The 24906-nt window shown below is 64.8% G+C and carries 25 protein-coding genes; 17 read left to right on the plus strand and 8 right to left on the minus strand.

The features are described 5' to 3' along the window. The first annotated feature begins 43 nt into the window (after positions 1-43). The 3 genes from H290_RS31640 to H290_RS0112370 all read left to right on the plus strand — a co-directional run bounded on the left by H290_RS31640 (position 44) and on the right by H290_RS0112370 (position 3475). Complete coding sequence (locus H290_RS31640; RefSeq protein ID WP_028463102.1) at positions 44-1099, plus strand: DUF222 domain-containing protein; 1056 nt, start codon at positions 44-46, stop codon at positions 1097-1099. 166 nt (positions 1100-1265) lie between these two features. Beyond that, a complete protein-coding gene (locus H290_RS31645; RefSeq protein WP_231373573.1) occupies positions 1266-1877 on the plus strand; it encodes an HNH endonuclease signature motif containing protein in 612 nt (203 codons plus the stop codon). 65 nt (positions 1878-1942) lie between these two features. Then, positions 1943-3475, plus strand: coding sequence for an adenylate/guanylate cyclase domain-containing protein (locus H290_RS0112370; RefSeq protein WP_028463104.1), 1533 nt, complete (start codon positions 1943-1945; stop codon positions 3473-3475). Here H290_RS0112370 and H290_RS0112375 read toward each other — a convergent pair. Next, positions 3472-4461 (minus strand): enoyl-CoA hydratase/isomerase family protein, encoded by a 990-nt coding sequence (locus H290_RS0112375; protein WP_020107126.1) that lies wholly within the window; start codon positions 4459-4461, stop codon positions 3472-3474. The genes H290_RS0112370 and H290_RS0112375 overlap by 4 nt on opposite strands. A 171-nt stretch (positions 4462-4632) precedes the next feature. Here H290_RS0112375 and H290_RS0112380 point away from each other — a divergent pair, with 171 nt between their 5' ends. Together H290_RS0112380 and H290_RS0112385 are read left to right on the plus strand one after the other, a co-directional pair. Next, positions 4633-5724: a hypothetical protein gene (locus tag H290_RS0112380; RefSeq protein ID WP_020107127.1), complete on the plus strand. Its 1092-nt coding sequence runs from the start codon at positions 4633-4635 to the stop codon at positions 5722-5724. Between the two features lie 122 nt (positions 5725-5846). Next, positions 5847-7205, plus strand: coding sequence for an MFS transporter (locus tag H290_RS0112385; RefSeq protein ID WP_020107128.1), 1359 nt, complete (start codon positions 5847-5849; stop codon positions 7203-7205). On the opposite strand, the gene H290_RS0112390 is transcribed toward H290_RS0112385, so the two are convergent. Next, positions 7143-8066 (minus strand): LysR family transcriptional regulator ArgP, encoded by a 924-nt coding sequence (locus H290_RS0112390; RefSeq protein WP_028463106.1) that lies wholly within the window; start codon positions 8064-8066, stop codon positions 7143-7145. The genes H290_RS0112385 and H290_RS0112390 overlap by 63 nt on opposite strands. A gap of 71 nt (positions 8067-8137) precedes the next feature. On the opposite strand from H290_RS0112390, the gene H290_RS0112395 reads away from it, so the two are divergent. The 3 genes from H290_RS0112395 to H290_RS0112405 all read left to right on the plus strand — a co-directional run bounded on the left by H290_RS0112395 (position 8138) and on the right by H290_RS0112405 (position 10394). Continuing rightward, complete coding sequence (locus H290_RS0112395; protein WP_020107130.1) at positions 8138-8758, plus strand: LysE/ArgO family amino acid transporter; 621 nt, start codon at positions 8138-8140, stop codon at positions 8756-8758. A 71-nt stretch (positions 8759-8829) separates the two neighbouring features. Further along, entirely contained in the window at positions 8830-9297 is a 468-nt protein-coding gene (locus H290_RS0112400; protein WP_020107131.1) for a DUF4334 domain-containing protein, read from the plus strand. Next, positions 9294-10394 (plus strand): zinc-binding dehydrogenase, encoded by a 1101-nt coding sequence (locus H290_RS0112405; protein ID WP_020107132.1) that lies wholly within the window; start codon positions 9294-9296, stop codon positions 10392-10394. The genes H290_RS0112400 and H290_RS0112405 overlap by 4 nt, the downstream gene beginning before the upstream one ends. A 76-nt stretch (positions 10395-10470) precedes the next feature. On the opposite strand, the gene H290_RS0112410 is transcribed toward H290_RS0112405, so the two are convergent. After that, a complete protein-coding gene (locus H290_RS0112410) occupies positions 10471-11490 on the minus strand; it encodes an NADP-dependent oxidoreductase (protein WP_028463107.1) in 1020 nt (339 codons plus the stop codon). 82 nt (positions 11491-11572) lie between these two features. Here H290_RS0112410 and H290_RS0112415 point away from each other — a divergent pair, with 82 nt between their 5' ends. Both H290_RS0112415 and H290_RS0112420 read left to right on the plus strand, forming a co-directional pair. Next, a complete protein-coding gene (locus H290_RS0112415; protein ID WP_020107134.1) occupies positions 11573-12889 on the plus strand; it encodes an alpha-hydroxy-acid oxidizing protein in 1317 nt (438 codons plus the stop codon). Between the two features lie 89 nt (positions 12890-12978). After that, entirely contained in the window at positions 12979-13680 is a 702-nt protein-coding gene (locus H290_RS0112420) for an SDR family oxidoreductase (RefSeq protein ID WP_020107135.1), read from the plus strand. Between the two features lie 17 nt (positions 13681-13697). Here H290_RS0112420 and H290_RS0112425 read toward each other — a convergent pair whose 3' ends face one another. Further along, entirely contained in the window at positions 13698-14579 is an 882-nt protein-coding gene (locus H290_RS0112425; RefSeq protein WP_020107136.1) for an oxygenase MpaB family protein, read from the minus strand. Between the two features lie 108 nt (positions 14580-14687). Here H290_RS0112425 and H290_RS0112430 point away from each other — a divergent pair, with 108 nt between their 5' ends. Next, entirely contained in the window at positions 14688-15320 is a 633-nt protein-coding gene (locus H290_RS0112430) for a TetR/AcrR family transcriptional regulator (RefSeq protein ID WP_020107137.1), read from the plus strand. Here the strand turns inward: H290_RS0112430 and H290_RS0112435 are convergent. Beyond that, positions 15259-16533, minus strand: coding sequence for an MFS transporter (locus H290_RS0112435; protein WP_020107138.1), 1275 nt, complete (start codon positions 16531-16533; stop codon positions 15259-15261). The genes H290_RS0112430 and H290_RS0112435 overlap by 62 nt on opposite strands. Before the next feature lie 104 nt (positions 16534-16637). On the opposite strand from H290_RS0112435, the gene H290_RS0112440 reads away from it, so the two are divergent. The 4 genes from H290_RS0112440 to H290_RS0112455 all read left to right on the plus strand — a co-directional run bounded on the left by H290_RS0112440 (position 16638) and on the right by H290_RS0112455 (position 20405). Continuing rightward, complete coding sequence (locus H290_RS0112440) at positions 16638-17300, plus strand: TetR/AcrR family transcriptional regulator (RefSeq protein ID WP_020107139.1); 663 nt, start codon at positions 16638-16640, stop codon at positions 17298-17300. A gap of 114 nt (positions 17301-17414) precedes the next feature. Continuing rightward, a complete protein-coding gene (locus H290_RS0112445) occupies positions 17415-18629 on the plus strand; it encodes an acyl-CoA dehydrogenase family protein (protein ID WP_028463109.1) in 1215 nt (404 codons plus the stop codon). Beyond that, positions 18626-19648, plus strand: a complete 1023-nt coding sequence (locus H290_RS0112450) for a phosphotransferase family protein (RefSeq protein WP_020107141.1) — start codon at positions 18626-18628, stop codon at positions 19646-19648. Before H290_RS0112445 ends, H290_RS0112450 begins: the two co-directional genes overlap by 4 nt. A gap of 13 nt (positions 19649-19661) precedes the next feature. Further along, positions 19662-20405, plus strand: coding sequence for an SDR family oxidoreductase (locus H290_RS0112455; protein WP_020107142.1), 744 nt, complete (start codon positions 19662-19664; stop codon positions 20403-20405). A 6-nt stretch (positions 20406-20411) separates the two neighbouring features. Here the strand turns inward: H290_RS0112455 and H290_RS28445 are convergent, their stop codons facing one another. Continuing rightward, positions 20412-21434, minus strand: a complete 1023-nt coding sequence (locus tag H290_RS28445) for an FAD-dependent monooxygenase (RefSeq protein WP_369758818.1) — start codon at positions 21432-21434, stop codon at positions 20412-20414. Between H290_RS28445 and H290_RS28450 the strand changes: the two genes are divergently transcribed. Further along, positions 21380-21685: a hypothetical protein gene (locus tag H290_RS28450; protein ID WP_020107144.1), complete on the plus strand. Its 306-nt coding sequence runs from the start codon at positions 21380-21382 to the stop codon at positions 21683-21685. The two genes, H290_RS28445 and H290_RS28450, sit on opposite strands and share 55 nt — an antisense overlap. Positions 21686-21759: 74 nt before the next feature. Then, positions 21760-22155: a hypothetical protein gene (locus tag H290_RS0112465; RefSeq protein WP_020107145.1), complete on the plus strand. Its 396-nt coding sequence runs from the start codon at positions 21760-21762 to the stop codon at positions 22153-22155. A gap of 600 nt (positions 22156-22755) precedes the next feature. On the opposite strand, the gene H290_RS0112470 is transcribed toward H290_RS0112465, so the two are convergent. After that, entirely contained in the window at positions 22756-24120 is a 1365-nt protein-coding gene (locus tag H290_RS0112470; protein ID WP_020107146.1) for a DUF2867 domain-containing protein, read from the minus strand. A 60-nt stretch (positions 24121-24180) separates the two neighbouring features. Next, on the minus strand, positions 24181-24903 hold the full coding sequence (locus H290_RS0112475) for a histidine phosphatase family protein (RefSeq protein WP_231373574.1): 723 nt from the start codon (positions 24901-24903) through the stop codon (positions 24181-24183). Between the last annotated feature and the right edge of the window lie 3 nt (positions 24904-24906).

Consider the following 24906-nt stretch of genomic DNA (forward strand, 5'->3'; position numbering starts at 1 on the left):
GACTGCTAGGGATGTGTCGTACCCCTCGATTAGACTCGCAATTATGTTCGAGGGGGAGATCGAAGATGCAGGTGGGGCCGATGAGATCGGTCCCGCCTACCTGCTGCGCACCAATGAGCTGTTGCGTAACACCAAGCTGGCGATGGCGCAGCAGAGTCGGATGGAGTGGGAGCGCTATACCGCTGCTGCAATGGTGCATCAGCAATTGGTGGAACCGACGGTCGGGACCCAGGTGGAGATGCGGGCGCTCGATCCGTTCGCGCAGTGCGCCGCGAGACTCGCAGTGGCGCAAGGGATCACTCAGCATGCCGCTGAATTGCAGGTCAACCGGGCTCTGGCGCTGCGAGATCGGTTGCCATCGGTCAATGCGGTGTTGCGGGCAGGAGAAGTTGCGGCCCAGCATATTCCGGACATTGTGTCGCGGACCGAGTTGATCGACGGGTCGCGGCATCGAGCGGACATTGATCAGGCGATCGCCGACGCCCTAGGTCGGCGGGGGTCGTGGTCGAAGAACCGGATGCGGGACATGGTCGATGCCATCATCTTCCGGCGTGACCCTGACCTGGTGCGCCAAGCCCGCGAGGATGCGAAGAACCGGCGTGGGGTGTGGGGCTCGCACGCCGATCACGGCATGGCCGTCCTGGAGGCACAGTCCACTGCCGAAGAGATGACGATGATCATGGCGCGGCTGGAAAAACTCGCCCTGTCGACGTGCAAGGCTGATCCGCGGCGCAAAGCTGATCGGATGGCCGATGCGTTGTTTGCGACGGTGATGGGTCGCGAGTTCGGTTGCCAGTGCCCGGACGACCCGAAACATCCCTGCACCGCTGAGATCGTCACGGTCCCAGCGGATCAGGTGATCTCCGGTGTGGATGTGAAGATCGTTCTGCATGTCATCACTGATCAGGCGACGCTCGAGGGGACGGCGGACAATCCCGGGTTCCTCGATGGTCATGGGGTCATCTCCGCCGCGCACATTCGCGACATCGCTGACCGCACGGAAACAGTTCAGCGGCCGATGGGTAACAAGGCCGCAGAGCCCGAGCCAGAATCGGAGCCGGTACCAGCCCAAATCCGAGCAGGCGGAACCCGAACCTGAACCAGTGCAGCCAGAGGCTGAGGCCGAACCACAACCACAACCGGCACCGGCCAAACCCAAGCCCGAGCCCGAGCGGACTGAACCCGAACCGGCACAGTCCGAACCCATACGGCCGGAACCTGAGCAGCCACAGCCGGAAACGAAACCTGGCAAGCCCACCGTGTATATGCGGTCGCCGGAAAACCCAACTCTCGGTGAGTTCTCGGATACGGGCGATGCGGTGAAAGCGCCGTTCGCGCAGATCGTTCCACTGCCTGCCACCCAGCCAGGTGACATGTACCGTCCGTCGGTGGTCCTCGACAGCTACATCCGGATCCGGGATTGCTATTGCATGTGGCCCGGCTGTGACAAGAAGGCGTGGGGCGCTGATCTCGATCACACCCGCGAGTACAACCACCACGATCCGGATGCGGGTGGGTGCACCCATCCGTCAGAGATGAAGACACTCTGCAGGTTTCACCATCTGATGAAAACCTACAGCGACTGGCTCGACGACCAATACCCGGACCCGCGAACTGGACGCCCACGGCTGATCTTCACCACGCCGGAAGGCCGCAGCTACGACGGACCGGCGTGGACCGGTGATGATCTTTTCCCGACACTTCGGCTGATTGTCTTCGACAATCAACGCGGCTCGCCCAGTCGACCGCCACCTACAGCGCCGGACTCTCGGCAGCAATCGCGTACGGCTGCCAAACATGCACGCCGCCAACAAGAACGACTACGGAACCGCAGAATCCGCGAAGAACAGGAAAGGAATGATCCGCCGCCGTTCTGATGTTCACAACTTCCCGGCCCCTGCGCTCAAGTGCGCGCAGGGTGCCGGACCTCTAAAATCGCGGCATGGACCGCATCTTCCAGTGGATATGGGATCGGTACGCGCGGAGGTACTCATGGGCGCTCTGCGCCGTAGGTTTCCCGGCGTCGCTGCTGGTCTGCTTGGTTTTGTCGATGCCCGTTGTCGCTTTCGAAGGGTCAAGTCACTACGGCGAAGTGGCCGTCGTGACCTTTGTTGCCGTGCTGGGGCGGGCTTACCTGGTCGTTCTTCCTGGCCTGCGGGAGATGCGCCTCGTTGATCAGTGGGGTGCGGGCCACGGGGTCGACTCGACGAAGGTGTTGGTCGCCACCTACACCTATGCTCGGCGGGCGGTTGTCCGAGGCATTGCGACCGATGCGGTGTGGTGCGCCCTGTTCATGGCCACTGTCGGGGCGGTTGCCGGTGCGACCGGGGCGCGGCTGGTCCAGTACGCGATCCTTGGTGCCGGGATCGGAGCTGCCGCGATGCTGGTCTCTGTGCACGGCTTGGTAGAAGCAGCGTTCCGGCCGGTCCGAGTCGCGATCGCCGGCGACACCGGGATCAGTGACTCCCTGCCACGCTCTCGCCCGACCTTCGCCACTTGGACGAACCTGTCGATGATCGCCACAGCGTTTGCGTTTGCCGCCTCGGGCGCGATGCTGGCAGCGGTGTTCGATCCGGCCCGGCAAGGTCCCGCGCTCGCCGTGGTGATCGGGTGCGCACTGACGCTTGCCATAGCGATACCGGTCACTGTTGCCTTTTCGTTCTCGCCGGTCCTACGTCCCATTCGAGACCTGGCGGTGGCAACCGAACGCGTTGCGGCCGGCAACTACGGCCGGCGCGTGCCGGTGGTCCAAGACGATGACCTCGGGGTGCTGGCGGCATCGTTCAACCGCATGCAGGCCGGATTGGCTGAGCGGCAACGACTTCAGGCCGCATTCGGTACCTACGTCGACCCTGCTCTGGCCGCGCAGCTGCTCGATCAGGGTGACGACATCTTCACCGGTGAACGCCGCGAGGTGACCGTGATGTTCGTTGACATCCGCGACTTCACCCCCTTTGCCGAAGCGAACACCGCCGAAGACACCGTCGCACGTCTCAACGCCCTGTTCGAGATCGTCGTGCCAGCCGTCATCGAGGCAGGTGGACACGTCAACAAGTTCCTTGGCGACGGCGCCTTGGCCGTCTTCGGCGCGCCCAACGACCTCACAGATCATGCCGACGCCGCAGTGAGCGCCGCTGTGCGGATTCACCGCCTCGTTGACGAGCGATTCGGTGGGGCGCTGCGGATTGGTACCGGGATCAACACTGGTTTGGTGATCGCCGGAACCATCGGTGGCGGAGGCAAACTCGAGTTCACCCTGATCGGTGACACCGTCAACGTTGCTGCCCGCGTCGAACAGTTCACCAAGATCACCGGCGACGCGATCCTGCTGACCCAACAGTCTGTCGACGCTCTCACTGCTCGACCGGCCGCCCTCACCGACCGGGGAGCCCACGCACTCAAGGGAAAGTCCGCCGCGGTGCAGGTCTTCGGCCTCGACCCGCGGGCCGACGACGTCGTGGGCCGATCCGTCTAGGTGTCGATCTCGTCGATCAGGCCCCAATCCAAAGCCGTTGTGGCGTCGATGTTTTTGCCGCTCAGTACCAGGTAGGCGGTTCGCCACCGGCCGATGCGTCGGGGGATGCTCACGGTCCCTCCCGCTCCGGGTATCAATCCGAGTGTCAGTTCGGGCAGGCCGAAAACTGTGTCGGGATGCGCGGTGACGTGCCCGCAGACGGCTGCCATCTCGAGTCCGCTACCCATGGTGGTGCCGTGTGTGAACGCCACGAGGTTCTCCCCGAGCCGATCGCGCACGGCATTGAGAAGTAGCGCCGGACTGAAGCGGGTGCGCGCCAGATGGGATTCTGCCGGATCGTCGAAGGTGCCGAATTCTCTGAGATCGCCTCCGCTGCAGAATGATTTGCCGTTGCCCCGGAACTCAACACGCGTGATAGATGGATCGCTGAGGACAACGGTGAGGCCGTCGATCAGTCCGGCCCGCAGGGTGTTGCTGAATGCGTTGTGCCGCTTGGGTTGATTGAGCGTGACAACAACGGTGTCACCATTGCGTTCGAGGACAACGGGTTCCGGCGGATCGGCCAGACTGCGGGGTCCCTGCCCCTCCAGCCAGGTCTTGAACTCACGGCCGGCCTGCAGCGTCGAGTACCCGAGAGACTCGATCATCACCCCGGCGAAGGTGTCGGTGTTCGAGTCACCGGCTCGGAGCACGTCGTCGCAGACCGCAGCTGAGACCGGCCGGTCGGCCACGCGCTGCCTCAACTCGTCGACGGCGGCGGGTATCGAATCGACGGTGATGAATCGGCGATCGGGGGCCGGGCCCGCAGTGAGAGCAAAGGTGGACCGGCCGACGAGACGTTCGGCGTCATCGGAGAGGGGGCCGCCGGTCGAGTCGACGGCGATCAGGCATCCGGGTACCGAGATGTCCCAGGGCAGGCCTTGCGGGTCGGCGAGGTCGACAACGGTCAGGGCCTGTTCGGCCGGATCCCCGGGTAGCAACGACACACCAACTCCTTTTGCCTCGGACACCTGACATGGTGTCGGACTCACCGTACTGGGGTAACCGTGGGCTCAGTGTGACGTACCTCACCTGCGCCGTTTACCGGATTGGTTCACGGGTACGCCCTTCTATGAACGCTGCATATCGACCCCACAATCAATGCAGAGGAGACTGATATGAGCACTTCCACCAGCACTCTGCGCAATCAGTTGCGCATCTTGTTGACCTTGACCAATACCGAGATCCAGGTTGCCCAGACCCGTACCGGGCAGGCGCGAACCGAGGCAGTTCGTCGCGAACTGTCTGAAAATGCCGCTCACGGCCGAATCCGCGCCGTGGCGATCGAGAAGGCGATTCGCGAACTCGGCGGCCTGCCGGATCTCTTCCGGCCAATTTTCGGACGCTTCACGGCGACCGCCAAGGCACTGGCCGAACAGGTCCAGCCCTTCGACGAGGCCTTGCTCGGGGATCTGGCGCTCGAGCACCAGCTACTCGACCGCGCCATTTACCTGAAGGCGTTGGCGACCTCCGAGGGTGAAACCGACATCGTCGCGCTCGCCGACCGGTTGATCGTGGCCCACGAGGCAACGGTCGAGTGGATCACCACAGTCCTGGCCGAGGAGGCCATCGGCGGACCGGTGGCCCTGCGACGTAGTCCGTTCCAGGCCGCGAGCGGCACTGCCCTCCGCGTTGCCGGCATTCCGGTGACATTGACCGCGCGCGGTGCCGAGCGGGTGGTCGACGTTCTCCGCAGCGCCCCCACCCGGTTCGGCGGATTCGTCGACAAGACACAGGAAACCGGTGGCGCGGCGGTCAAGCGAGCGACCGATGCGGGTCACGGTGCCGTCGACCGGCTGACCTCGACCAGCGATGCAGCCGTCAAGCAGGTGACCGGGGTCGGCGAGGCGGTCGTCGGGCGTGCCTCCGATTTCGGGAAGACCGCCCGCAAGACCGCCAAGGCCACCCGGGATGCGGCGCTCGACGCCGCTGAGGACACCGCCCGGGCCCAGGGTGCAACCGGCGCAGCAGATGCGGTGCATGCGGTTCGTGATGCCGTCGGGGTGATCGATCCCGCGGACCTGCCGATCGCCGACTACGACGCGCTGAACGTCAGCGAGGTGGTCGCCGAGATCAAGGAGCTCACCGAGCCCGCTGACATCCGGACAGTTGTCGCCTACGAAGAAGCGCACAAGGACCGCCAGGGTGTCGTATCCGCGGCCCAGACCCGACTCGCTGCGATCGCACAGGAGATCATCGGTGTGAACTGACCTGACCGGTCGCCCATACCGAACTTGCTCGCCGCCACCGTAATCCGGTGGCGGCGAGTTTTCGCGTGTCGGTGGACGAAAATCGCTGGTGAAAGCGGTGGTCCATCGGGCACAGTTGGCTGATGACCGCATCATCCGGCTTGCCTCGTGCCCTGAGGCCCTTCGCACATCAGCAGTATCGCCTGCTGTGTACGGGCCTGGTGCTCGCGATGTTCGCCGACGGTATCTGGACGGTAGGTGTTGTCTGGCAGGTCATCGCGATGGGTGGTGGTCCGGGACAGTTGTCCCTCGTCACCGCGGTCGCCGCCATCGGCATGGTGGCCTCGACGCTGCTCGGTGGTGTGTTGGCCGACCGGATGTCGCAGCGAACGATTCTCATCGCACTGGAGGCGGTCAAACTCATCGCGGTCGGTGGGGTCGGAGTGCTGGCGATGACCGGATCCATCCAGCTGTGGAATCTGGTGCTGGTGTCGATGATCGGTGGCGTCACCACCGGTATCTACTACCCGACGTATTCGGCGATAGTTCCCTCGCTGGTCCCGCGGGACGAACTGATGGCCGCCAACGGTATCGAAGGTGTCTTGCGGCCCACCGTCTTCCAGGCCGCCGGGCCGGCTCTCGCCGGTGGACTGATCGCCATCTCATCGCCCGGACTCGCGATTGTCGGTTCCGCGGTGGCCTCGGCGCTCTCCGCCGGTTTCTATGTGCTGATGGGGCCGACCCCGGTACGCCACGAACGTCGTGCCGGTACGAAATTGGTGCGCGGCGCCGTCACCGACATCGCGGAGGGGTTCGCCCACATGTGGCGCACACCCTGGCTGCTCGCGACGCTGTTGTATGCGCTGATCCTGGTGTTGATGGTGATGGGGCCGATCGAGGTGCTGGTGCCGTTTGCCATCAAGGACCGGCTCGGTGGCGACGCGGGTGATCACGCGATCGTGTTGGCGGCCTTCGGGTTCGGCGCAGGATTGGGTGCGATCGTGCTCGCCTCGATGCCGATGCCCCGGCGCTACCTGTCGGTGATGTTCGCGATCTGGGGTCTGTGTTCGGTGCCGTTGGTGGCCATTGGGCTCGCCACCGAGCTCTGGGTGTTCGTTGTCGCCGCGTTTGTTCTCGGGATGGCCTTCGACGGTCCGATGGTCTTGTGGGGCACGCTGTTACAGCGTCGGGTGCCACCGCATATGCTCGGCCGGATCTCGAGCCTCGACTTCTTTGTATCGATTGCGTTGATGCCGGTGTCGATGGTGATCGCGGCTCCGGTCAGCGAGTTGATCGGGCTCACGGCCACGTTTGTCATCGCCGGGCTGGTTCCCGTGCCGCTGGCCGCGATCGCTTTCTTTGCGTTCCGGCTTCGTGATGACGAGATCGCGAATCCGTTGCGTGATGCCCCGAGTGTGGAGGAGCTCGTATCGGTGGGTTCAGACAAGGAAGTCCCGGGCACTGTCCTTGATGAGATCGGTGAGGTCGTTGATGATCGGTGACCCCAATTTCCAGTATTGCCAGAACAATTTGATGTCGACGTGCTGGTTGCCGAGTTTCTTGACGGTGCCGGCGGCAAGTGCGGGTTCGATCTGGGTGGCGGGTACCGCGCCCCAGCCGGCGCCCAACTCGACGGCGCGGTGGTATTCGACCGACGCCGGTACGTAGGTCACCGGTGGATCGACGTGTTGTCGGGTGAGCCTGTTCAACAGATCGAGTTGGATGGTGTCCTTGCGGTCGAAGGAGACCATCGGAGCCCGTGCGAGGTCGGCGGCCCGTAGTCCGTTCGGCAGCCAGGTGTTGATGAATTCCGTGCTGGCGACGGGCAGGTAGCGCATCGAGCCCAGCGGCAGCACGGTGCAGCCGCGAACGGGCCGGGGATCAGACGTGATCGCGCCGACCGCCTGCCCGGCTCGCAGGAACCCGGTGGAGTGGCTCTCGTCGTCCCGCAGCACCTCGACGGCCACCGGATGGCGCCGCTGGATCTCGGCAACCACCGGCAGCAGCCAGATGGAGATCGAGTCCGCGTTGGCGGCGATGGGCAGATGTATTCGCGGTACGTCGCGCCAGTCCCGCGGGTCAGCTGCGGGGTCGCCCTGTTCGGGTTTGCCGGCCAGATCGGCCGCCGCCTCCAGCCGGAGCAGATCCCACTGCGCGGCGAGGCGCAGCAAGATCTCGCCGTCCGGTGTCGCCCGGACAGGCTTGGTGCGTTGCACCAGGACCACACCGACGGCTTTCTCGAGCGCCTTCATTCGTTGGCTCACGGCAGAGGGAGTCAGGTGCAATGCCGCCGCGGCTCCGTCGAAGGTTCCCTCGCGGATCACTGCGGCCAGTGTCTGTAGTCCCTCGCTGCTGATGTCCATCATGAATCAATCTAATGGTTCTTGAAAAACATTTGCTGGATTGACGCGGATCGGCGTCATAGCGTGGCCTCGTGAACGTTTTTGTACCCGCCATTGCGGGACTGTTGACCGGCGCCGGCCTGATCATCGCCATCGGCGCGCAGAATGTCTTTGTGCTGCGCCAAGGCATCAGACGCGAGCATGTGATGCCGGTGGTGGCGATCTGCACCGTGTCGGACGTGGTGTTGATCCTGGCCGGCGTGGCCGGACTCGGCGCCGTGGTCGCGGCGTATCCGCAGGTGGTGGATGTCGCCACGGTGGCCGGCGGTACCTACCTGCTGATTCTTGCGGCGATGGCTGCGCGCCGGGTGATGTACCCCGACGCGATGAAGGTCTCCGGCGGGTCGACCGAGGTGGGGCGGTGGGCAGCGGTGGGCACGGCCATCGCGCTGACCTGGCTCAACCCTCACGTCTATCTGGACACGGTCATCACGTTGGGCGCCGTTGCGAACAGCCACGGTCCGCAGAGCAAGTGGGTGTTCGCTGCCGGTGCCTGCGTGGCGTCGTTGCTCTGGTTCGCGGCATTGGGCTTCGGATCGTCTCGCCTGGCACCGCTGTTCGCCCGGCCCCGGGCCTGGCAATTGCTCGATGTGGTGGTCGCGGTCGTGATGGGATTGCTGGGTGCCGGGCTGATACTCAGTGCAGCATTCTGACCTGGCACATTTCACAGGCGACAACTTTCTGATTACTGTCGTTGTCAAACTTGTTCGGTAGTGAGGTGGATATGAACAACGACAAAGCTGTTGCCACGTTCTTTGAACTCAAGGAGAGTCAGGCGGTCAGTGAACCGGCGGAGCTCGACGAGTTGTGGGCAGGATTAGAGCCGATCGGCCGGGACTTCATGTTGGGTGCCTGGTCGGGTGGTGAACTGCCCAGCGGTCATGCCATGGACGGCCAGCTCTCGCTGGTCAACTGGCACGGCAAGACTTTCGACAGCTACCACGACGTGAAACCCCTCGTCTGCCGCGACGACGACGGCAACCTGTACTCGAACAAAGAACTCGGCAAGGGTGAAGCCAGCCTGTGGGCAGTGGAGTTCCGCGGAGAGACCACGGCGTCGATGGTCTACGACGGTCAGCCCGTGATCGACCACTTCAAGAAGGTCGACGACACCCACGTCATGGGCATCATGAACGGTAAGTCCAGCCTCGTGCGCGATCGGCACTTCTACTTCTATCTCGTCCGCGAGTGACAGGAAAACAAGGGACGGGCGCGCGGGCAGCGGTCCTCTCCGAGGTCGGCGGGACACCGCAACCAGAGGACATCGAGATCAGGGAACCGGTCGGTGCCGAGGTGCTGGTCCGGATCGACGCGGTGGGCATCTGTCACACCGACATCTCCCTGGCGGCGCGCTGGCCTGCCAAGCGCATGCCGATGGTCTTCGGTCACGAGGGCGCGGGTGTGATCGAGGCCGTCGGCCCGGACTGCACGCTCCCGGTGGGTACCCGGGTTGTGTTGACGTTCAACAGCTGTGGGGACTGTTCCAGCTGCGTGGCGGGAGCCCCGGCCTATTGTGTGCGGTCGACCGCACTGAACATGCGTGGCGGTGGTGATGCCCTGAGTCATCCGGGCGGGGTGATCATCGGCGACTTCTTCGGCCAATCCAGTTTCTCCACGTACGCACTTGCCCACCAGCGCAATACGATTCCGGTCGGTGATGAGATCGACGCCGCGTATGCGGCACCGTTGGGGTGCAGTGTGCAAACCGGGGTCGGCGGTGTTCTCAACGCGCTGGCGCCCGCCCCGGGGCAGGCGCTGGTGGTCTTCGGCGCAGGTGCCGTGGGTCTGTCTGCGGTGATGGGTGCCCGGATCGCCGGCTGCGGTGTCATCGTGGCAGTGGATCCGAAGGCGGAGAGGCGTTCTCTGGCAGCCGATCTCGGTGCAACCCACGTTCTGGATCCGGTCGGGGCGAACGTGGTGGCCGAACTCGTCGAGATCACCGGTGGCGGTGCCGATCACGCGCTGGACACCACGGCACTGCCCTCGGTGCTGACGGACGCGCTCGCCGCGCTACGGCCGCGTGGCCAGCTCGCGATCGTCGGACTCGGTGCCCCCACCGCAGACCTGCCGGTCGGGCTGATCATGGGCAAAGGTCTGCGGGTGCGAGGTGTCGTCGAAGGTGACAGTGTTCCGCATCGGTTCATCCCGGAACTGATCGGATATCACTCCCGAGGAGAACTTCCGCTCGAAAAGCTGGTCACCACATACGACTTCGATGACTTCGGCACCGCGTGGGATGCGGCGCGTGACGGTTCGGCCATCAAACCGGTACTGACCATGCCCGCCTGACCCGAAGGTGTGCCCTTTTGGCGGTCCTCACCTGAGGTTTTGTTCGCCAGAAGGGCACACTATCGGGTGGTGGCGGTCAGTCGGCGACGCGGACCAGGGCCTTGCCGAAGTTCCGGCCCTTGAGTAGTCCGCGGAACGCTTCGGGTGTGTTTTCCAGTCCGTCGGTGATGTCTTCCCGGTATTTGAGGGAACCGTCGGCGACCCAGCCGGATGCCTCTTCGAGGAATCGCGGTGTCTGTTCCGCGGCGAACTCCGTCTGGATGAAGCCCCGCACGGTCAGGCTCCTGGTCAGGATGTTGCCCATCAACTGTCCCGACCGGTCCGGTCCTTCGGGGAGTGCCGTCAGGTTGTAGTTGGCGACAAGTCCGCAGACCGGAATCCGGCCGTACGTGTTCATCCGCTTGAACACCTCGTCGAAGACTGTGCCGCCGACGTTTTCGAAGTACACGTCGATGCCGTCCGTTGTGGCAGCGGCCAATTGCTCGGCGAAGTTGTCGGCCCGATGGTCGATGGCGGCGTCGAACCCGAGTTCATCGACGAGATATGCGACCTTCTCGGGACCCCCGGCGATGCCAACGGCGCGGGCGCCCTTGATCTTTGCGATCTGGCCGACAGCCGACCCCACCGGGCCCGCCGCCGCTGCCACCACCACGGTTTCGCCGGGTTTCGGATCACCGATGGTCAGGAGCCCCGAATACGCGGTGAACCCGGGCATGCCGAGCACACCCAACGCGGTGGACGGCGGATTCACCGTCGGGTCGAGGAGGCGCAATTGCTTGGCCGGCTCCACCGAATGTGTCTGCCAGCCACCGTAACCCAGCACCACGTCGCCCGGTGAGAATCGGTCGACGGTGGATTCGATCACGCGGGACACCGTGGCTCCGACCATGGTGTCGCCGACCTCGACCGGTGGGGCATAGGACTTCGCGGCACTCATCCGGCCGCGCATGTACGGATCCAGCGACAGGTACAGGGTCTGCAACGACACCTCACCGTCCTGCGGTTCACGCAGCGGGACCTCCTCGAATCGGAAGTCGGAGTCCTTCGGTTCGCCGTGCGGACGTGCTGCCAGGACGATACGGGTGCCGCTTGTCATGTGTCTCCTCATCGAGTTCCGTTCCATCAGCGATTGTTCACCACCCATTGTCCATATACCTCGGTATCACTACGGTGGACCGATGAGCAGCGACGCGTCAGACGTGGCGGGCGGGGCGGATTCGATGGGCCGGGCCCGGCAGAACACCATCTATTCCGATGGCGTGTTCGGTCGAAAACCGCGGGTGCCGACCAATTTTCACGCCCTCGAGCGGGCGGCCAAGCGGAAGATGTCGCCGAAGGCGTGGGCGTATGTGGCAGGTGGCGCCGGTGACGGCGGCACGATGTCGGCCAATCGCCGGGCCTTCGACCGGTGGGCGATCGTGCCGCGGATGCTGCGGGATGTATCGAAGCGGACATTGGCGACAGAACTCTTCGGTCAGCAACTGGCGGCGCCGGTCCTGTTCTCACCGGTCGGTGCCGGCGCGTTGGCATTTCCGCAGGCCGACATCCACATCGGGCGTGCCGCGGCCGAGCTCGGTGTCCCCTATATCTTCTCCAGTCAGGGCAGCGTACCGATGGAGGAGACCGCGGCCGCGATGGATGCCGTCGCGCCCGGTGCGTCGCGGTGGTACCAGCTATATTGGTCGACCGACGAGGATCTGGTCGACAGCTTCCTGCAGCGAGCCGAAAGGTCCGGGGCCGCAGCAATAGTCGTCACCCTCGACACCACGATGCTGGGCTGGCGCCCGCAGGATCTGAATCTGGGATCATTGCCGTTTGCGCAGGGGCTCGGGATCGACCAGTACACATCGGATCCACGGTTTGTCGACATCGTCCGGGCGCGGATTGCAGCGGCACTCCCGCGGGAGCGTCCGCAGATCACGGTCGGTGCCATCAAATCGCTGGTGTCGATGGCGCGCAATACCCCGGGTAGTGCTGTGCGCAACCTACTTTCACCGGTTCCGCGGGAATCGGTGCAGACGTTTCTGGAGATCTATTCGCGCCCCTCGCTCAACTGGTCCGACATCGCCGGGCTACGTGAGCGCACGTCGCTGCCGATCGTCCTCAAAGGCATCCTGCACCCCGACGATGCCTTGCAGGCGGTTGATCTGGGTATCGACGGGATCCTGGTGTCCAACCATGGTGGGCGACAGGTCGACGGAGCGATCGGATCGGTGGATGCGCTGGTGGATGTTGTGGCTGCCGTGCAGGGACGCGCAAAAGTGTTGCTCGACTCGGGAATTCGCGGTGGTGCCGACGCCTTCAAGGCCCTCGCGCTGGGCGCCGATGCGGTCTGTGTGGGCCGTCCGCACATGTACGGGCTGGCACTGGCCGGAGCCGAGGGCGCCCGGGACGTCGTGGCCAACATCATCGCCGAGCTGGATCTGACCCTGGGATTGTCGGGACACACGAGTACCGCCGAGCTGACACCGGCATCGTTGAAGAGAGTTTCCTGACATCAGCACCTGACTATTGGGAACAAAAGTCAGAGGGCTACGGTTCTCCACATGGAGGCGGTCAACCCGATCGCGATGGGAGAAGTCACATGGTGGATCTGAAGGACGCAACAGTACTGGTCACCGGCGCCAATGGCGGCCTGGGAACCGAATTCGTCAATCAGGCCCTCGCGCTCGGTGCGCGCAGGGTCTACGCGGCGGCCCGGAATCCGCGGGAGTGGAGCAGTGATCGGATCGTGCCGCTTCGCCTCGACGTCACCGACGCGGAGTCGATCGCCGCGGCGGCGCAGGAGGCGTCCGACGTCGATGTCGTGATCAACAATGCCGGGACGCTGCTTCCCGGAAAGCTTCTCGACCAGTCGATCGACGAAATCCGGGGCCTGATGGACACCAACGTCTACGGGCCGCTCCTGGTGACCAAGGCATTCGCTCCGGTACTCGCCTCGCGGGGTGGCGGCGCGGTGCTCAACGTGCACTCGGTGTTGAGCTGGTTGGCGATCGGTGGGTCGTACAGCGTGTCGAAGGCGGCGCTGTGGATGACAACCAATGTGCTCCGGCTGGAATTGGCGTCGCAGGGCACCCAGGTGGTGGGATTGCACCTCGGCTACACCGACACGCCGATGGTCGCCGGTGTCGACGCCGAGAAGAATGATCCTGCCGACGTGGTCCGCGACGCGTATGCCGGCCTCGAGGCCGGCGCGACCGAAGTGCTGGCCGACGACGTCAGTGCCGCGGTCAAAGCCGGTCTCGCCGGACCCATCGAGGCGCTCTATCCGCAGGTTGTCGGATAGAGCGCTCGGGCCACCGGTCAGGTCAGTGGTTTTCCGGCCTTGATGCGCCGCCGGACATCCCAGAGGTAGGTGTTGAACGGGAAGGCGCGCAACGGTTGCGGGAGTCGTGTTGCAACGGCTCGGGCGATCCGGTTGTGGACGTCGAACACCTGCTGGTCCCGATCGGACCACTCGAGGCCCATCTTGTCGCGGAACTCCGACGGCAGGAAACCGGTGGTGACAAACAGGCCGTAACCGCCGATCACCAAGGACAGCGGCCGCGGCAAGAACTCGAACTTGGAGATGGACAGGAGCAGGTCGCGGATCGTGTCGTCGATCTCGAGTCCGGCGACCGTGGTGTCCCAGTACACCTGGAAGTCGGCGCGGGTCGCGGGCCACATGTCCCGCGGCATCTGCAGCGTGGTGCCCATGAGCGCGCCCTGCTGATAGGCCTCTTCGGTGACGGCTTCGGGATCGCCGTAGAGGTACTGCATGTCTTCCCAGCCCTTGTACAGGCAAGCAGCGACCCACAACTGAAGTGTCGGGTCGAATGCGTTGTATTTGACCGGACTGGCATCGGTGGACTTGACCTGGGAGTGCGAGTGACCGACCGCCTTGCGGTAGGCCTTGCGGTCGGCGGGGGTGCCGTTGACCGCGACCGCGAGATACGCCAGCGTGGTGCGGGCCCGCTTGACCGGGCGCTTGAACAGGTTGCCGGAGTCGACCTTGCTCTCGGCGACGCCGTATCCGACCGCGGGTAGCGAAAGCTGCATGATCACGTTCGCCGCACCGGCGAGAGCCGAGATACCGGGCATCTCCAGCAGGTCTCCGGAAGCGCTGTCGGCCTCGTCCCGGGTCCAGACGGGCGCCAGTGGCTCCACAGCGAGAGCGCTGCTGCCGTCGATGATTCCAGACGTCATTGTCTGCCTTCCAGTGTCAAATTGTGACTACGTGCGTTGTCGAATAGATTGAACCGATCCGGCGCCCGAATGTCAATCCCGCCGAACACAAGGTGAGAAGATGGAGTGATGGCTGACCCATTGCGCCCCTATGCAGGCGAAAACGGAGCAGACCGGGTCAAACGTCGCCGGGCTGCGCTGATCGAAGCAGCACTGGAGATCCTCGGTGCGCCGGACGGGGGACCGATCAGTGTGCGCGGGGTGTGTCGCCAGGCCGGATTGACGGCCCGATACTTCTACGAGAGTTTCGAAGATGTCGATGCGCTGGTCGCGGCCACATATGACGAGGTGGTTTTCGACATCGCGGCAGCGGCGCAGGAGGCCGTGGTGGCCGGCGGCCCATTGCCCCGGGATCAGATCACGTCGGTTGTCCAGGTCATCGTCGACCGGATCGATGCCGACCGCAGGCGCGGTCGGGTGCTCTTCTCGCAGACCCTGCTGAGCGGCAAGCTGGCCAGCAAACGGATGGACACCATCCTGATGTTCGCGGCCCTCACCATGCAGAACTCGGGTGCGGAAGACGAAGGTCCCGAGGTTCAGGGTGCAGCCCACTTCTACGTAGGTGGCTTCGGGCAGGTCCTGTCGGCCTGGATCGACGGCCGGATCGACTGCAGCACCGATGAACTCGTGGATCTGTGCGTCAAGATGATGTACGGCGCGGTGACGGAGTTGCTTCCGCTACGGGCTGATCAGACCCACTGACGCGACCACGGGTGTTCCAGCGGTCGAAGGCGATCCACGTCAGCAGGCCGAGGATCGAGGCGCCGATCCCGATCAGGCACAACGTGCCCCAGCCGCCACCCGCATAGGCGAAACCCGAGCACACCGATCCGGCGACCGCGCCGGTGAAGTACGTGACCATGTATGCGGTCGTGACTCGGCTGCGGGCCTCGGGCGCCAGCGAGTAGATGGCGTTCTGATTCGACAGTTGTGACGACTGCGCGCCGAGGTCGAAGACCACGAGCCCGATGATGAACGCTGGCAGCGGGGTTCCGGGCCAGGCGAGCAGTAGCCAGCCGGCGATGGTGACCAGCCACGCCGATGTTGTTGCCAGGCGCAGATGTCCACGGTCGGCGAGTTTTCCGATCAGCGGCGCGCCCAACGCGCCCGCGATCCCGGCCAGGCCGAATGCGCCGATCACCGCCTCGGAGTAGTCGAAGTGCTCACCGCGGCTGCCGGACAACAGGAAGGCCGCCGAGGTCCACATCGCGCTGAATCCGAACATCGTCAGGAAACCCAGAGCCATCCGCTGGCGCAGCATCGTTTCGGTGCGGATGATCCGGACCACCGACAGCAAGAGTCTTCCGTACGGCTGATGCGGCCGGGAGGTGTCGGGCGGTGCGAGAAAGTACACGATCACGGCGAGGACCGCCATCAGTCCGGAACAGACGAACATCACAGACCGCCAGCCACCGAACTCGGCGATGAGGCCGCTGACCACGCGGGCGAGCAGGATGCCCATCAGCAGGCCACTCATCACGACACCCACGACGCGGCCACGATCGGAGGGCAGTGCCAGTGACGATGACCAGGGGATGACGAGTTGCGCGGTGGCCGCGCTGATCCCGACCAGGATCGATGCCGCGAACAGCGCGATGAATCCCGGGGCCAGTCCACTGAGCAGCAATGCGCCGGCCGATGCGATCATCATGCTGGGCGCCAACAGTTTTCGATTCCACAGGTCGCCGAGGGGGACCAGGAGCAATAACCCGAGGACGTAGCCGAGCTGTCCGGCCGTCACCACCAGGGCCGCGGTGGCCGTGCTGACGGCGAAGTCCGACTGGATGTCGTCGAGAACCGGTTGTAGGAGATACAGGGACGAGACCGACACTCCGCACGTGAGGGCGAACAAAAGCGTCAGTGACGAACTGATCCCGGCCGAAGCCGTCCGCGGCGATGTGGGCTCGGCCTGCATGGAGTCAGCTTGCCGGATGAGGGGTTCTGATTGCGAATCGGGTATTCGCGACTCGAACCGGTGAGTACGTTTGCCGGCGGGGGCGACAAGCTAGGTTGAGATCCATGAACTCCGGGGTCGAGCCGACGTCGCACGTCAGTGATGACGGTGTGTGGGACGAAGGTACGTGGCGCCAGTACGCGGATGAAGAAGATCTCCCGATTCCCCTCGCGGCTGCGCTCGCGGCATTTGCCGAACACGGTTACCACGGGACGTCGGTGCGGGACATCGCCGCAAGGGCCGGGTTGAGTGTGCCGGGGCTATACCACCACTACCCGTCCAAGCAGTCTCTGCTGAAGGGCCTGCTCGAGCGGACGATGAGTGACCTCCTGGAACGTTCGGAGGCGGCGCTGGCCGAGGCCGGGCCGGCGCCACTGGAACAGTTCGACGCCGTGGTCGAGTCATTGCTTCGCTTTCACATGTACCGGCGGGCGCGGGCGTTTGTCGGGTCGACGGAGATCCGTAGCCTCGAGCCGGACTTCCGTCTCGAATACATCGCACTGCGGGACCGCCAGCAGCTGATGGTGGACAACATCGTCGAGGCCGGAGTCGCCGCGGGTGTGTTCGACTGCCCGAATCCGAAAGACGCGGCGCGAGCGGTCGCCACCATGTGTGTGGGCGTTTCGACGTGGTATCGACCACAGGGGGAGCTCGGCCCCGATGAGTTGGTGTCCCGATATCTGCTGATCGCGCGGCAGATGGTGGGTGTTCAGCCCGGAGCCGGCTGAGTCCGGTCCTTGACCGCTGCGGTATCGGCATGGCACGGTGTTCCCCACAACCGAACGATCGCTCGGTCGGTCCGGATTCCCGGGGCGTCGGGCGTCGCGCACGAGGAGGTGCCCATGGCGATTCAACTTTCCTATGATCCCCAGGTCCAGGACGTCATCAAGAAGACGAATGAGTTTGTCCGCGACTACGTACTGCCGATCGAGGACGAGTTCGCCGGTGACATCGCCGCTGCCGGTGGCGACGAGCGTCGTCTCCAGATGCGCGACCAAGCCCGCGCGGCCGGGATCTTCGCGCCGCACGCCCCGGTCGAGTATGGCGGCCTCGGGTTCAACATGTCCGACCGCTCTCCCGTCTTCGAGGCGGCCGGATACTCGGTTTTCGGGCCGATCGCACTGCATATCGGCGCTCCGGACGAGGGCAACGTTCACATGCTCGCCCACATCGCCAGCGACGCGCAGAAGGAGAAGTACCTCGCGCCACTCGCCGCCGGTGACCAGCGTTCGGCATTTGCCATGACCGAACCCGCGCCCGGCGCCGGGGCCGACCCGTCCGCCCTGCGGACCGCGGCCACCAAGGTCGACGGTGGCTGGAAGATCAATGGCGACAAGTGGTTCATCACCGGAGCCGACGGCGCCGGATTCTTCATCATCATGGCCCGCACGGCAGGTGCCCCCGGCGACCGCGGTGGAGCGACGATGTTCCTCGCCCCGGCCGGCACCCCGGGCATCACCGTCGGACGGCATATCAACACGATCGACAGGGCGATGATCGGTGGGCACTGTGAGGTTGCCTTCCGTGACGTGTTCGTCCCCGACGAAGACGTCCTCGGCGAGGTCGACGAGGGCTACCGGTACGCGCAGGTGCGGCTCGGACCGGCCCGCATGACCCACGTGATGCGCTGGATGGGTAGCGCCAATCGCGCCCATGACGTCGCGCTGAACTATGTCGCGCAGCGTGAGGCATTCGGCGGAAAGCTCGGTGACCTCGGCATGATTCAGCAGATGGTCGCGGAAAACGAGATCGATCTCGCTGCTGCCCGCGCACTGCTGGTCAAGGCTTGCTGGGCGCTTGATCAGGGTTCGAATGCCGGTGACGAGACCTCGATCGCCAAAACATTTGGTGCCGAGGCATTCTCACGTGTCGTGGATCGCTCGATCCAGATGTGCGGTGGAATGGGTGTCTCGGATGAACTGCCGCTGGCCCGTCTGCAGCGTGAACTCCGCCCGTTCCAGATCTACGACGGTCCGTCCGAAGTTCATCGCTGGGCGATCGCCAAGCGCGCTGTCGGCAGGACCAAGAAGGCCATCGCCGCCGGGAAGGTGTCATGACCTCGTTGCCCGGGATGGATGTTGCCAAACTCCGCACATTCCTGATCGAGAACGGTGTCACCGTCACCGGCGAGCTGGTTGTCGAATTGATCAGCGGCGGACGGTCGAATCTGACCTTCAGCGCCCATGACGACAACTCGCACTGGGTGGTTCGCCGCCCGCCGACCGGTGGCCTGACCCCGTCGGCCCACGACATGAATCGCGAATGGACGGTCACCAATGGGCTACAGGACACTGCGGTTCCGGTGGCCGGCACCGTTGCCTTCGACAAAGAAGGCGTCGTCTTCGGCGCGCCCTTCACCGTGGTCGAGTTCGTCGACGGACTCGTGGTGCGCAGTGCCGACGACCTCGAGGCATTCGGCGACGATGATGTGGAACGCAATGTCGACGGCCTGGTTCAGGCACTCGCCGACCTGCATGCGGTGGACTACCAGGCCGTGGGCCTGGGTGACTTCGGTCGTCCTGACGGTTTTGTCGCCCGCCAGGTCAAGACGTGGGCCCGTCAGTGGGAGCACGTCAAGACCCGGGAACTCGACGACGTGGCCAAACTCCATGCGGCACTGAATGAAGCGATTCCGGCGCAGACATCCAACTCGATCGTCCACGGCGACTTCCGGGTCGACAACACGATCCTCGACGCGAGCGATCCGGGCAAGGTCAAGGCCGTGGTCGACTGGGAGATGTCGACACTGGGTGATCCGCTCACCGACGTGGCGCTGATGTGCACCTACCGCACACCGATCTTCGATGCCGTACTCGGCATGGAAGCCGCGTGGACCAGTGACCGCTATCCGTCGCCGGATGAACTCGCCGAGCGGTACGCCAAGGTGTCCGGACGTGAATTGTCGGACTGGAACTTCTATCTGGCGCTGGCGAACTTCAAACTCGGTGTGATCGGTGAGGGCATCACACACCGGGCTCGCAGTGGCTCGTCGTCCGGTTCCGGCGCCGAAAGTGCCGCCACCGCAACGGCAGAGTTCATGGCGGCCGGCCTGCGGGCGATCAACAACAAGAGCTGAGGGGAATTTCTAGGTGGGAGTTCAGGACAAGGGTCGAAAAGTCGCGTTGGTGACCGGCGCCTCACGGGGCATCGGCGCCGAGATCGCGACCAGGTTCGCGGCCGACGGCTGGGATCTGACGATCAGCGCACGCAGCCTGGAGCCGTTGCGGGAGTTGGCAACTGGCTTGTCGGGCAAGTTCGGTGGGCGCGTCGACGTGGTGACCGCCGACGCCGCCGACGAAGAGCAGCTGACGCATCTTGCCGCCATGCATGCCACCGAGTACGGCCGCCTCGATGCGCTGGTGCTCAATGCGGGTATGGGGCAGAAGGGTCCGATCAGTGAGCTGCCCGCCCGGCGGCTCGACAAGCTGTATCAGGTGAACGTGCGGTCGGCGTATGTGTTGTTGCAGGCGCTGATCCCGACGCTGCGCAGCACCGCCGAATTGGCCGGTGCCGCAAAGGTCATCGCCATCGCCTCGATCACCGGTGTTCATCCCGAACCCGAACTCGCGGCATATGGCGCCACCAAGGCAGCGTTGATCTCGTTGTGCGAGACCTTCAATCTGGAGGAGTCGGGGGCCGGTGTCTCGGCCACCACGATCTCTCCGGGATACGTCAGCACCGACATGTCGTCGTGGACCGCGATCCCGCAAGAAGAGATGATCACCGCGGCCGATGTCGCGGTGATGGCCCTGGCCGTGACCCAGCTGTCCCGGTACGCGGTACTGCCCGGTGTGGTCCTGACCCGCCCGGGGACCAATCTCGGCCGGGCCTGAGTACTGTCAGGGACTCTCGCGCAGCGGACTGTAGTTGGCGTGGAGGATGCGCTTCCCGAAATGGCGGAGCATGACGTTTCGGATCCTCGGAGGCAGGTTGCGGGCGTGGTCGCGGCGATGGGTCTGGGCGAGCACCCAGTCGGTTCGCGGGCGGCGCCGTCGTTCGAATGCTGTCGGTACCTCGGTGATGTGGGTTGCGGTACCGAGGGATTCAGCCAGGACGATGGCGTCCTCGAGGGCCATCGCGGCACCTTGAGCCATGTTGGGGGAGGTGGCGTGGGCGGCGTCGCCGATGAGCAGGACGTTGCCGCGCGACCAGGTGTCGAGGGCGACCTCCTCGATCGGGCCGGCCTGCACGGCGTCGCTGTCCTTCGTGTCCAGCATGCCCAGCAGGGTAGTGATCGGTTCGGCGGCATAGTCCGACAACAGGTTTCGTAGCGGGACCACGGGATCGCGGATCGGCCCATCGCAGTAGCAGTACACCTGACCGTTGCCGATCGGGATTGTCAGGAAGGCCGAACCCGGCCCGAGCATCACCGACCACTGGTCTGGCGGTCCGTCCCACGGCGCCAGGAAGCGGTACGCGTGTTGGCCGACCGGCGTGGCCGCACCGGCCTCGAGGATCAGCCGGCGAACCGTGGAGTGCACGCCATCGGCGCCCACGACGAGGTCGTAGTGTCCGACGTGGCCTGCGGTCGTTTCGACGGTGACGTGGGGTCCGTCCGGGGTGATCGCCTGTGGCGAGTCGTCCCACCGAATCGGGATACCGGCGGCCCCGTCGAGCAGGATCCGGTGAAGGTCGGCCCGGTGCATGGCCAGGCACGGCCCGATGCCGCCCCAGATCTTGTCGACATCGACATCGAACAACAGTCGGCCGCGGTGATCGGCGGTGCGCTGCCCGCGGATACCGACCGCGAGGTCGGCCACCGGACGAGCGAGTCCGACGGCGTCCAGCGCAGATCGGCGAAGATGGAGTGGGCAACGGCGAACTCCATCTCGGCGCCCTCGACATCGCCGAGCCGCCTGCAAGCACGACCGATGAGCACGATGGCCCGGGCCTGCTCGAACGGTACTTCCAGATCACGCCACGCCCTGGCCGCGCGGCGCAGGCGACCAGGGCCTGCTCAGGCGATCCGCCGTCGAAGAGCACCGCACCGATGGCGTGGTCGGCAGCGGCGCGCAGGAAAGTGGTGTTCCACGCCGTGGCCAGCGTCGCCAGTTCGTCTGCCCCGGCCCGGGCTGAAGCTGCATCACCACCGGCCAGCGTGATCTCGACGTAGCCGGCCAGCAACGGCGCGCGTGCGGGTGGCTCGGTGGCTTCTGCAAGCGCCCGCCGGATCGCCGCACCCGCTCCGTGAACGTCGCCCTGGGCCAGGCGCAACAGCGCCAGCCCGGGATGCGGCTGCCGACCCTGACGGTTCGCCTGCCGGTAGTGCTCCTCGGCGGCGGCCGACTCCCCGCGCAGCCGGTGCAACTCAGCCTGCAGGTACAGCGATTCACCGACGGCGGGGTGACTGAAGAGCCGGTCGAAGGCCCGCGCGGCCTCGTCGGCCGCTTCGGACCAGTGACCGTGCAGCATCATCATCTCGGCGCGGTGGATGAGGCACTGACCGTGGTAGAGCACCAGTTCGGGCTGGCTCCGACACCACCGGCTGAATGCCGCTGTCCACTCCTGCACGCGCTGGATGTCGAAGAGTTCGTGACAGCCGTCGATCGCAGTGCAGTAGATGTCGCCGACGGCGATCGGTGAAACCTTTTGTGCGGCAATCGCTACGATGACTTCGTCAAGCAGAGCTACCCCTTCGGCAACTTCGCCTCGGTAGATCAGGCACCGCGCCAGTGCGACCCGCGCCAGCGCGACGAGCTCGGGATCATCGAACTGTTCGCCCATCGCGCAGGCCTCCACGAAACAGTGATGAGCGCCATCGGTGTCGCCTTCGAACAAGAGCCTCACCGCAGTGAGATAGCGCAGGAAGCCCTGCTCCGCACCGTGGACATCCGCATCGTCGAGCAGTCGCTGCGCGTGCGACACCCAGCCGCCGCCGCGAGCCAACTCGCCGCGGTTCAACAAGCCGAACGCCAGCCACGCCGCAGCGCGGGCCGCCCGGACGACATCGCCCGAGGTGAGCGCCGCCTGATGCGTACGTTCCCACACGCCGATGCTCTCCTCGTATCGACCCGTGAGATACGCGGCCACAGCAAGGCGTTCGAGATCGCCAATGACCAGCGGCGCAGATGCGGCCGATGCGGACAATTGTTGGTAGGCCGTCTCCCACGCGAGTCGGCCGAACGCCTCGCCACCCGAATCGGGGACGTTCTCCATCCATTCAGTATGACCCGTCTGCGCCGGTCACGGTTGGTGGCTGTTCTCTGCCTGCCTGATGATCTCGGTTGCCGTGGCGTCCAACATCTTTCGGTGTCCAGGCCACATCGCGTACCAGTAGCCGCGGCCCGCAACACCTCGTGGATAGAACGCCGTGCGCAGGTCGAGGCGGGATCCACTGCCGGTGCTTGACACCTTGATCTCGAGCCACTTGGTACCAGGAATCGACTGGCGTGACCGCAGGCGCAGCACCTTCTCGGGCTCGCAGACGTCGACCTGCCATTCCGGTCGCTCACCGATCATCTCGACCGCTTTCCACAGCGTCGCCGGATCTGCGGTTGAGTTGCCGGAATGGTGTGTTGCGTAGACCTGTTCACCTGCCCACCCGGGGTCGGTGGGGATCGGATCGGACGGTGGATGGTCGGGCGAGGCGTTCGCCCACGCGCTTTCGACTTCTCCGCGGTCGATGCGTGCCAGGGCCAACTCGACGGACCTGCGATAAGGAGTCAATCCCTCGGCGGGCGGCGGTATCACGGTGATGATGTCGTTCTCGGAGACCACCGCGTTGTGTTCCAGCGATTCGACCAGCGGACGGGCCAGTCCACCGGGTATCGGCGTGACGGTACCCACCCATCGACTTGCGAGTGTTGGTGTGAGAAGCGGTAATACGAGCATCCGTCGCTTCGAGAGCCCGGCCACCTCGGCGTAGACCTGCATCATGTCGCCGTACTCGAGGACGTCGGGGCCACCGATATCCCAGGTCCGGGACTTCGGTACCGCCGCGGTGGCGGCCTCGATCAGGAAGTGGAGGACGTCGTTCACTGCGATCGGCTGAATCTTGTTGTGTACCCACCGGGGAGTGGTCATGACCGGCAGACGCTCGGTCAGGTGGCGGATCATCTCGAACGATGCGGAGCCGGAACCGATCACCACACCGGCCTGCAGCACGATCGTCTCGATGCCGGAGGCCATCAGGATCTCACCGACCTCAGTACGTGAACTCAGGTGTGCCGAGAGCTCCACGTCGGATGGATGCAATCCGCTGAGGTACACGATCCGGCTGACCCCGGCGTTGGTGGCCGCGGCGACCACGTTCTGCGCCGAACGACGTTCTTCGTCGCCGAAATCCTTCGTTCCACCCATCGAATGAACCAGGTGGTAGACCACGTCGACGCCGTCGAACGCCTCGGCCAGAGATGCCGGATCGGACAGGTCTCCCTTGATCACCCTGGCGTCGTCGGCCCATGGGGCGTCCTGCAGCTTGTCGGGTGTTCGCACCAGTACGCGGACATCGTGCCCACGTTTGATCAGCCGGGGAGCGAGGCGCCCGCCGATGTATCCGGTGGCGCCGGTGACGAGGATCTTGCGGGTTTGCGTCCGTTGCGGCTGCACAGACGCAATATGCCCAGAACAGCCGTTCGCAAACGTTGATCGGCCGTTGTCGGGCAGTGATCAGCGCATGGTGACCATCGGCCGTTCGCCATCGGCGTCGTCGATGTCGGCGTGGGCATGATCGTTCACGGACATGACGTTGATACCGGACCGCCCGACGAGGAGTTTGGTGATCGATCCGTTCACCATCGTCCGGGAGACGCCCGGCCAGTTGTCGGTGCTGATGCCCCAGAGGTCGGCGATCACCGCGCCGATGGTGCCGGCGGACGACGCCGCGATGGCGACCTGCCCGGGCCCGGCGTGTTCGGCGATCTGCGCAACCGCATCCCGGACTCCGGCGCGATATTCGGTGTACGAACTGTCACCGCTGTTCGCCCAGTCGATCAATGCGCCGTCGAGGTTGCGCTGGAACCCGCGCTGCGCCGAGGTGGCCTCGGGCGTGATGCCGGTGGGCGGCACGTGGGTCTGGGCGAGGCGTTCGAGGTTGTACTCGTTCCAGCCGGGATTCACGACCGGTTCGGGTGCTCCACCGCTCGGGAACTGCGCCACGATCTCCTCGATCGTCTCGAGTTGGCGTGCAAGGTTTCCCGACACCGTGAAGTTGACCTTGCCGGCCCGGGCGGCCAGCGTCTTGCCGACATTGTGGGCTTGCCTCCGCCCGAGTTCGGTCAAACTGCCGTAGCCGTTTTCGTCGACGCCGGCCTGCCCATGTCGAACCAGATAGATGACACCCATGGCACTCATCTTGCCGGTACCGATCGGGGATCGACGTGCGGACCCCATCGA

It is taken from the genome of Nocardia sp. 348MFTsu5.1 (genome assembly GCF_000383535.1).
Lineage (GTDB): Bacteria > Actinomycetota > Actinomycetes > Mycobacteriales > Mycobacteriaceae > Williamsia > Williamsia faeni.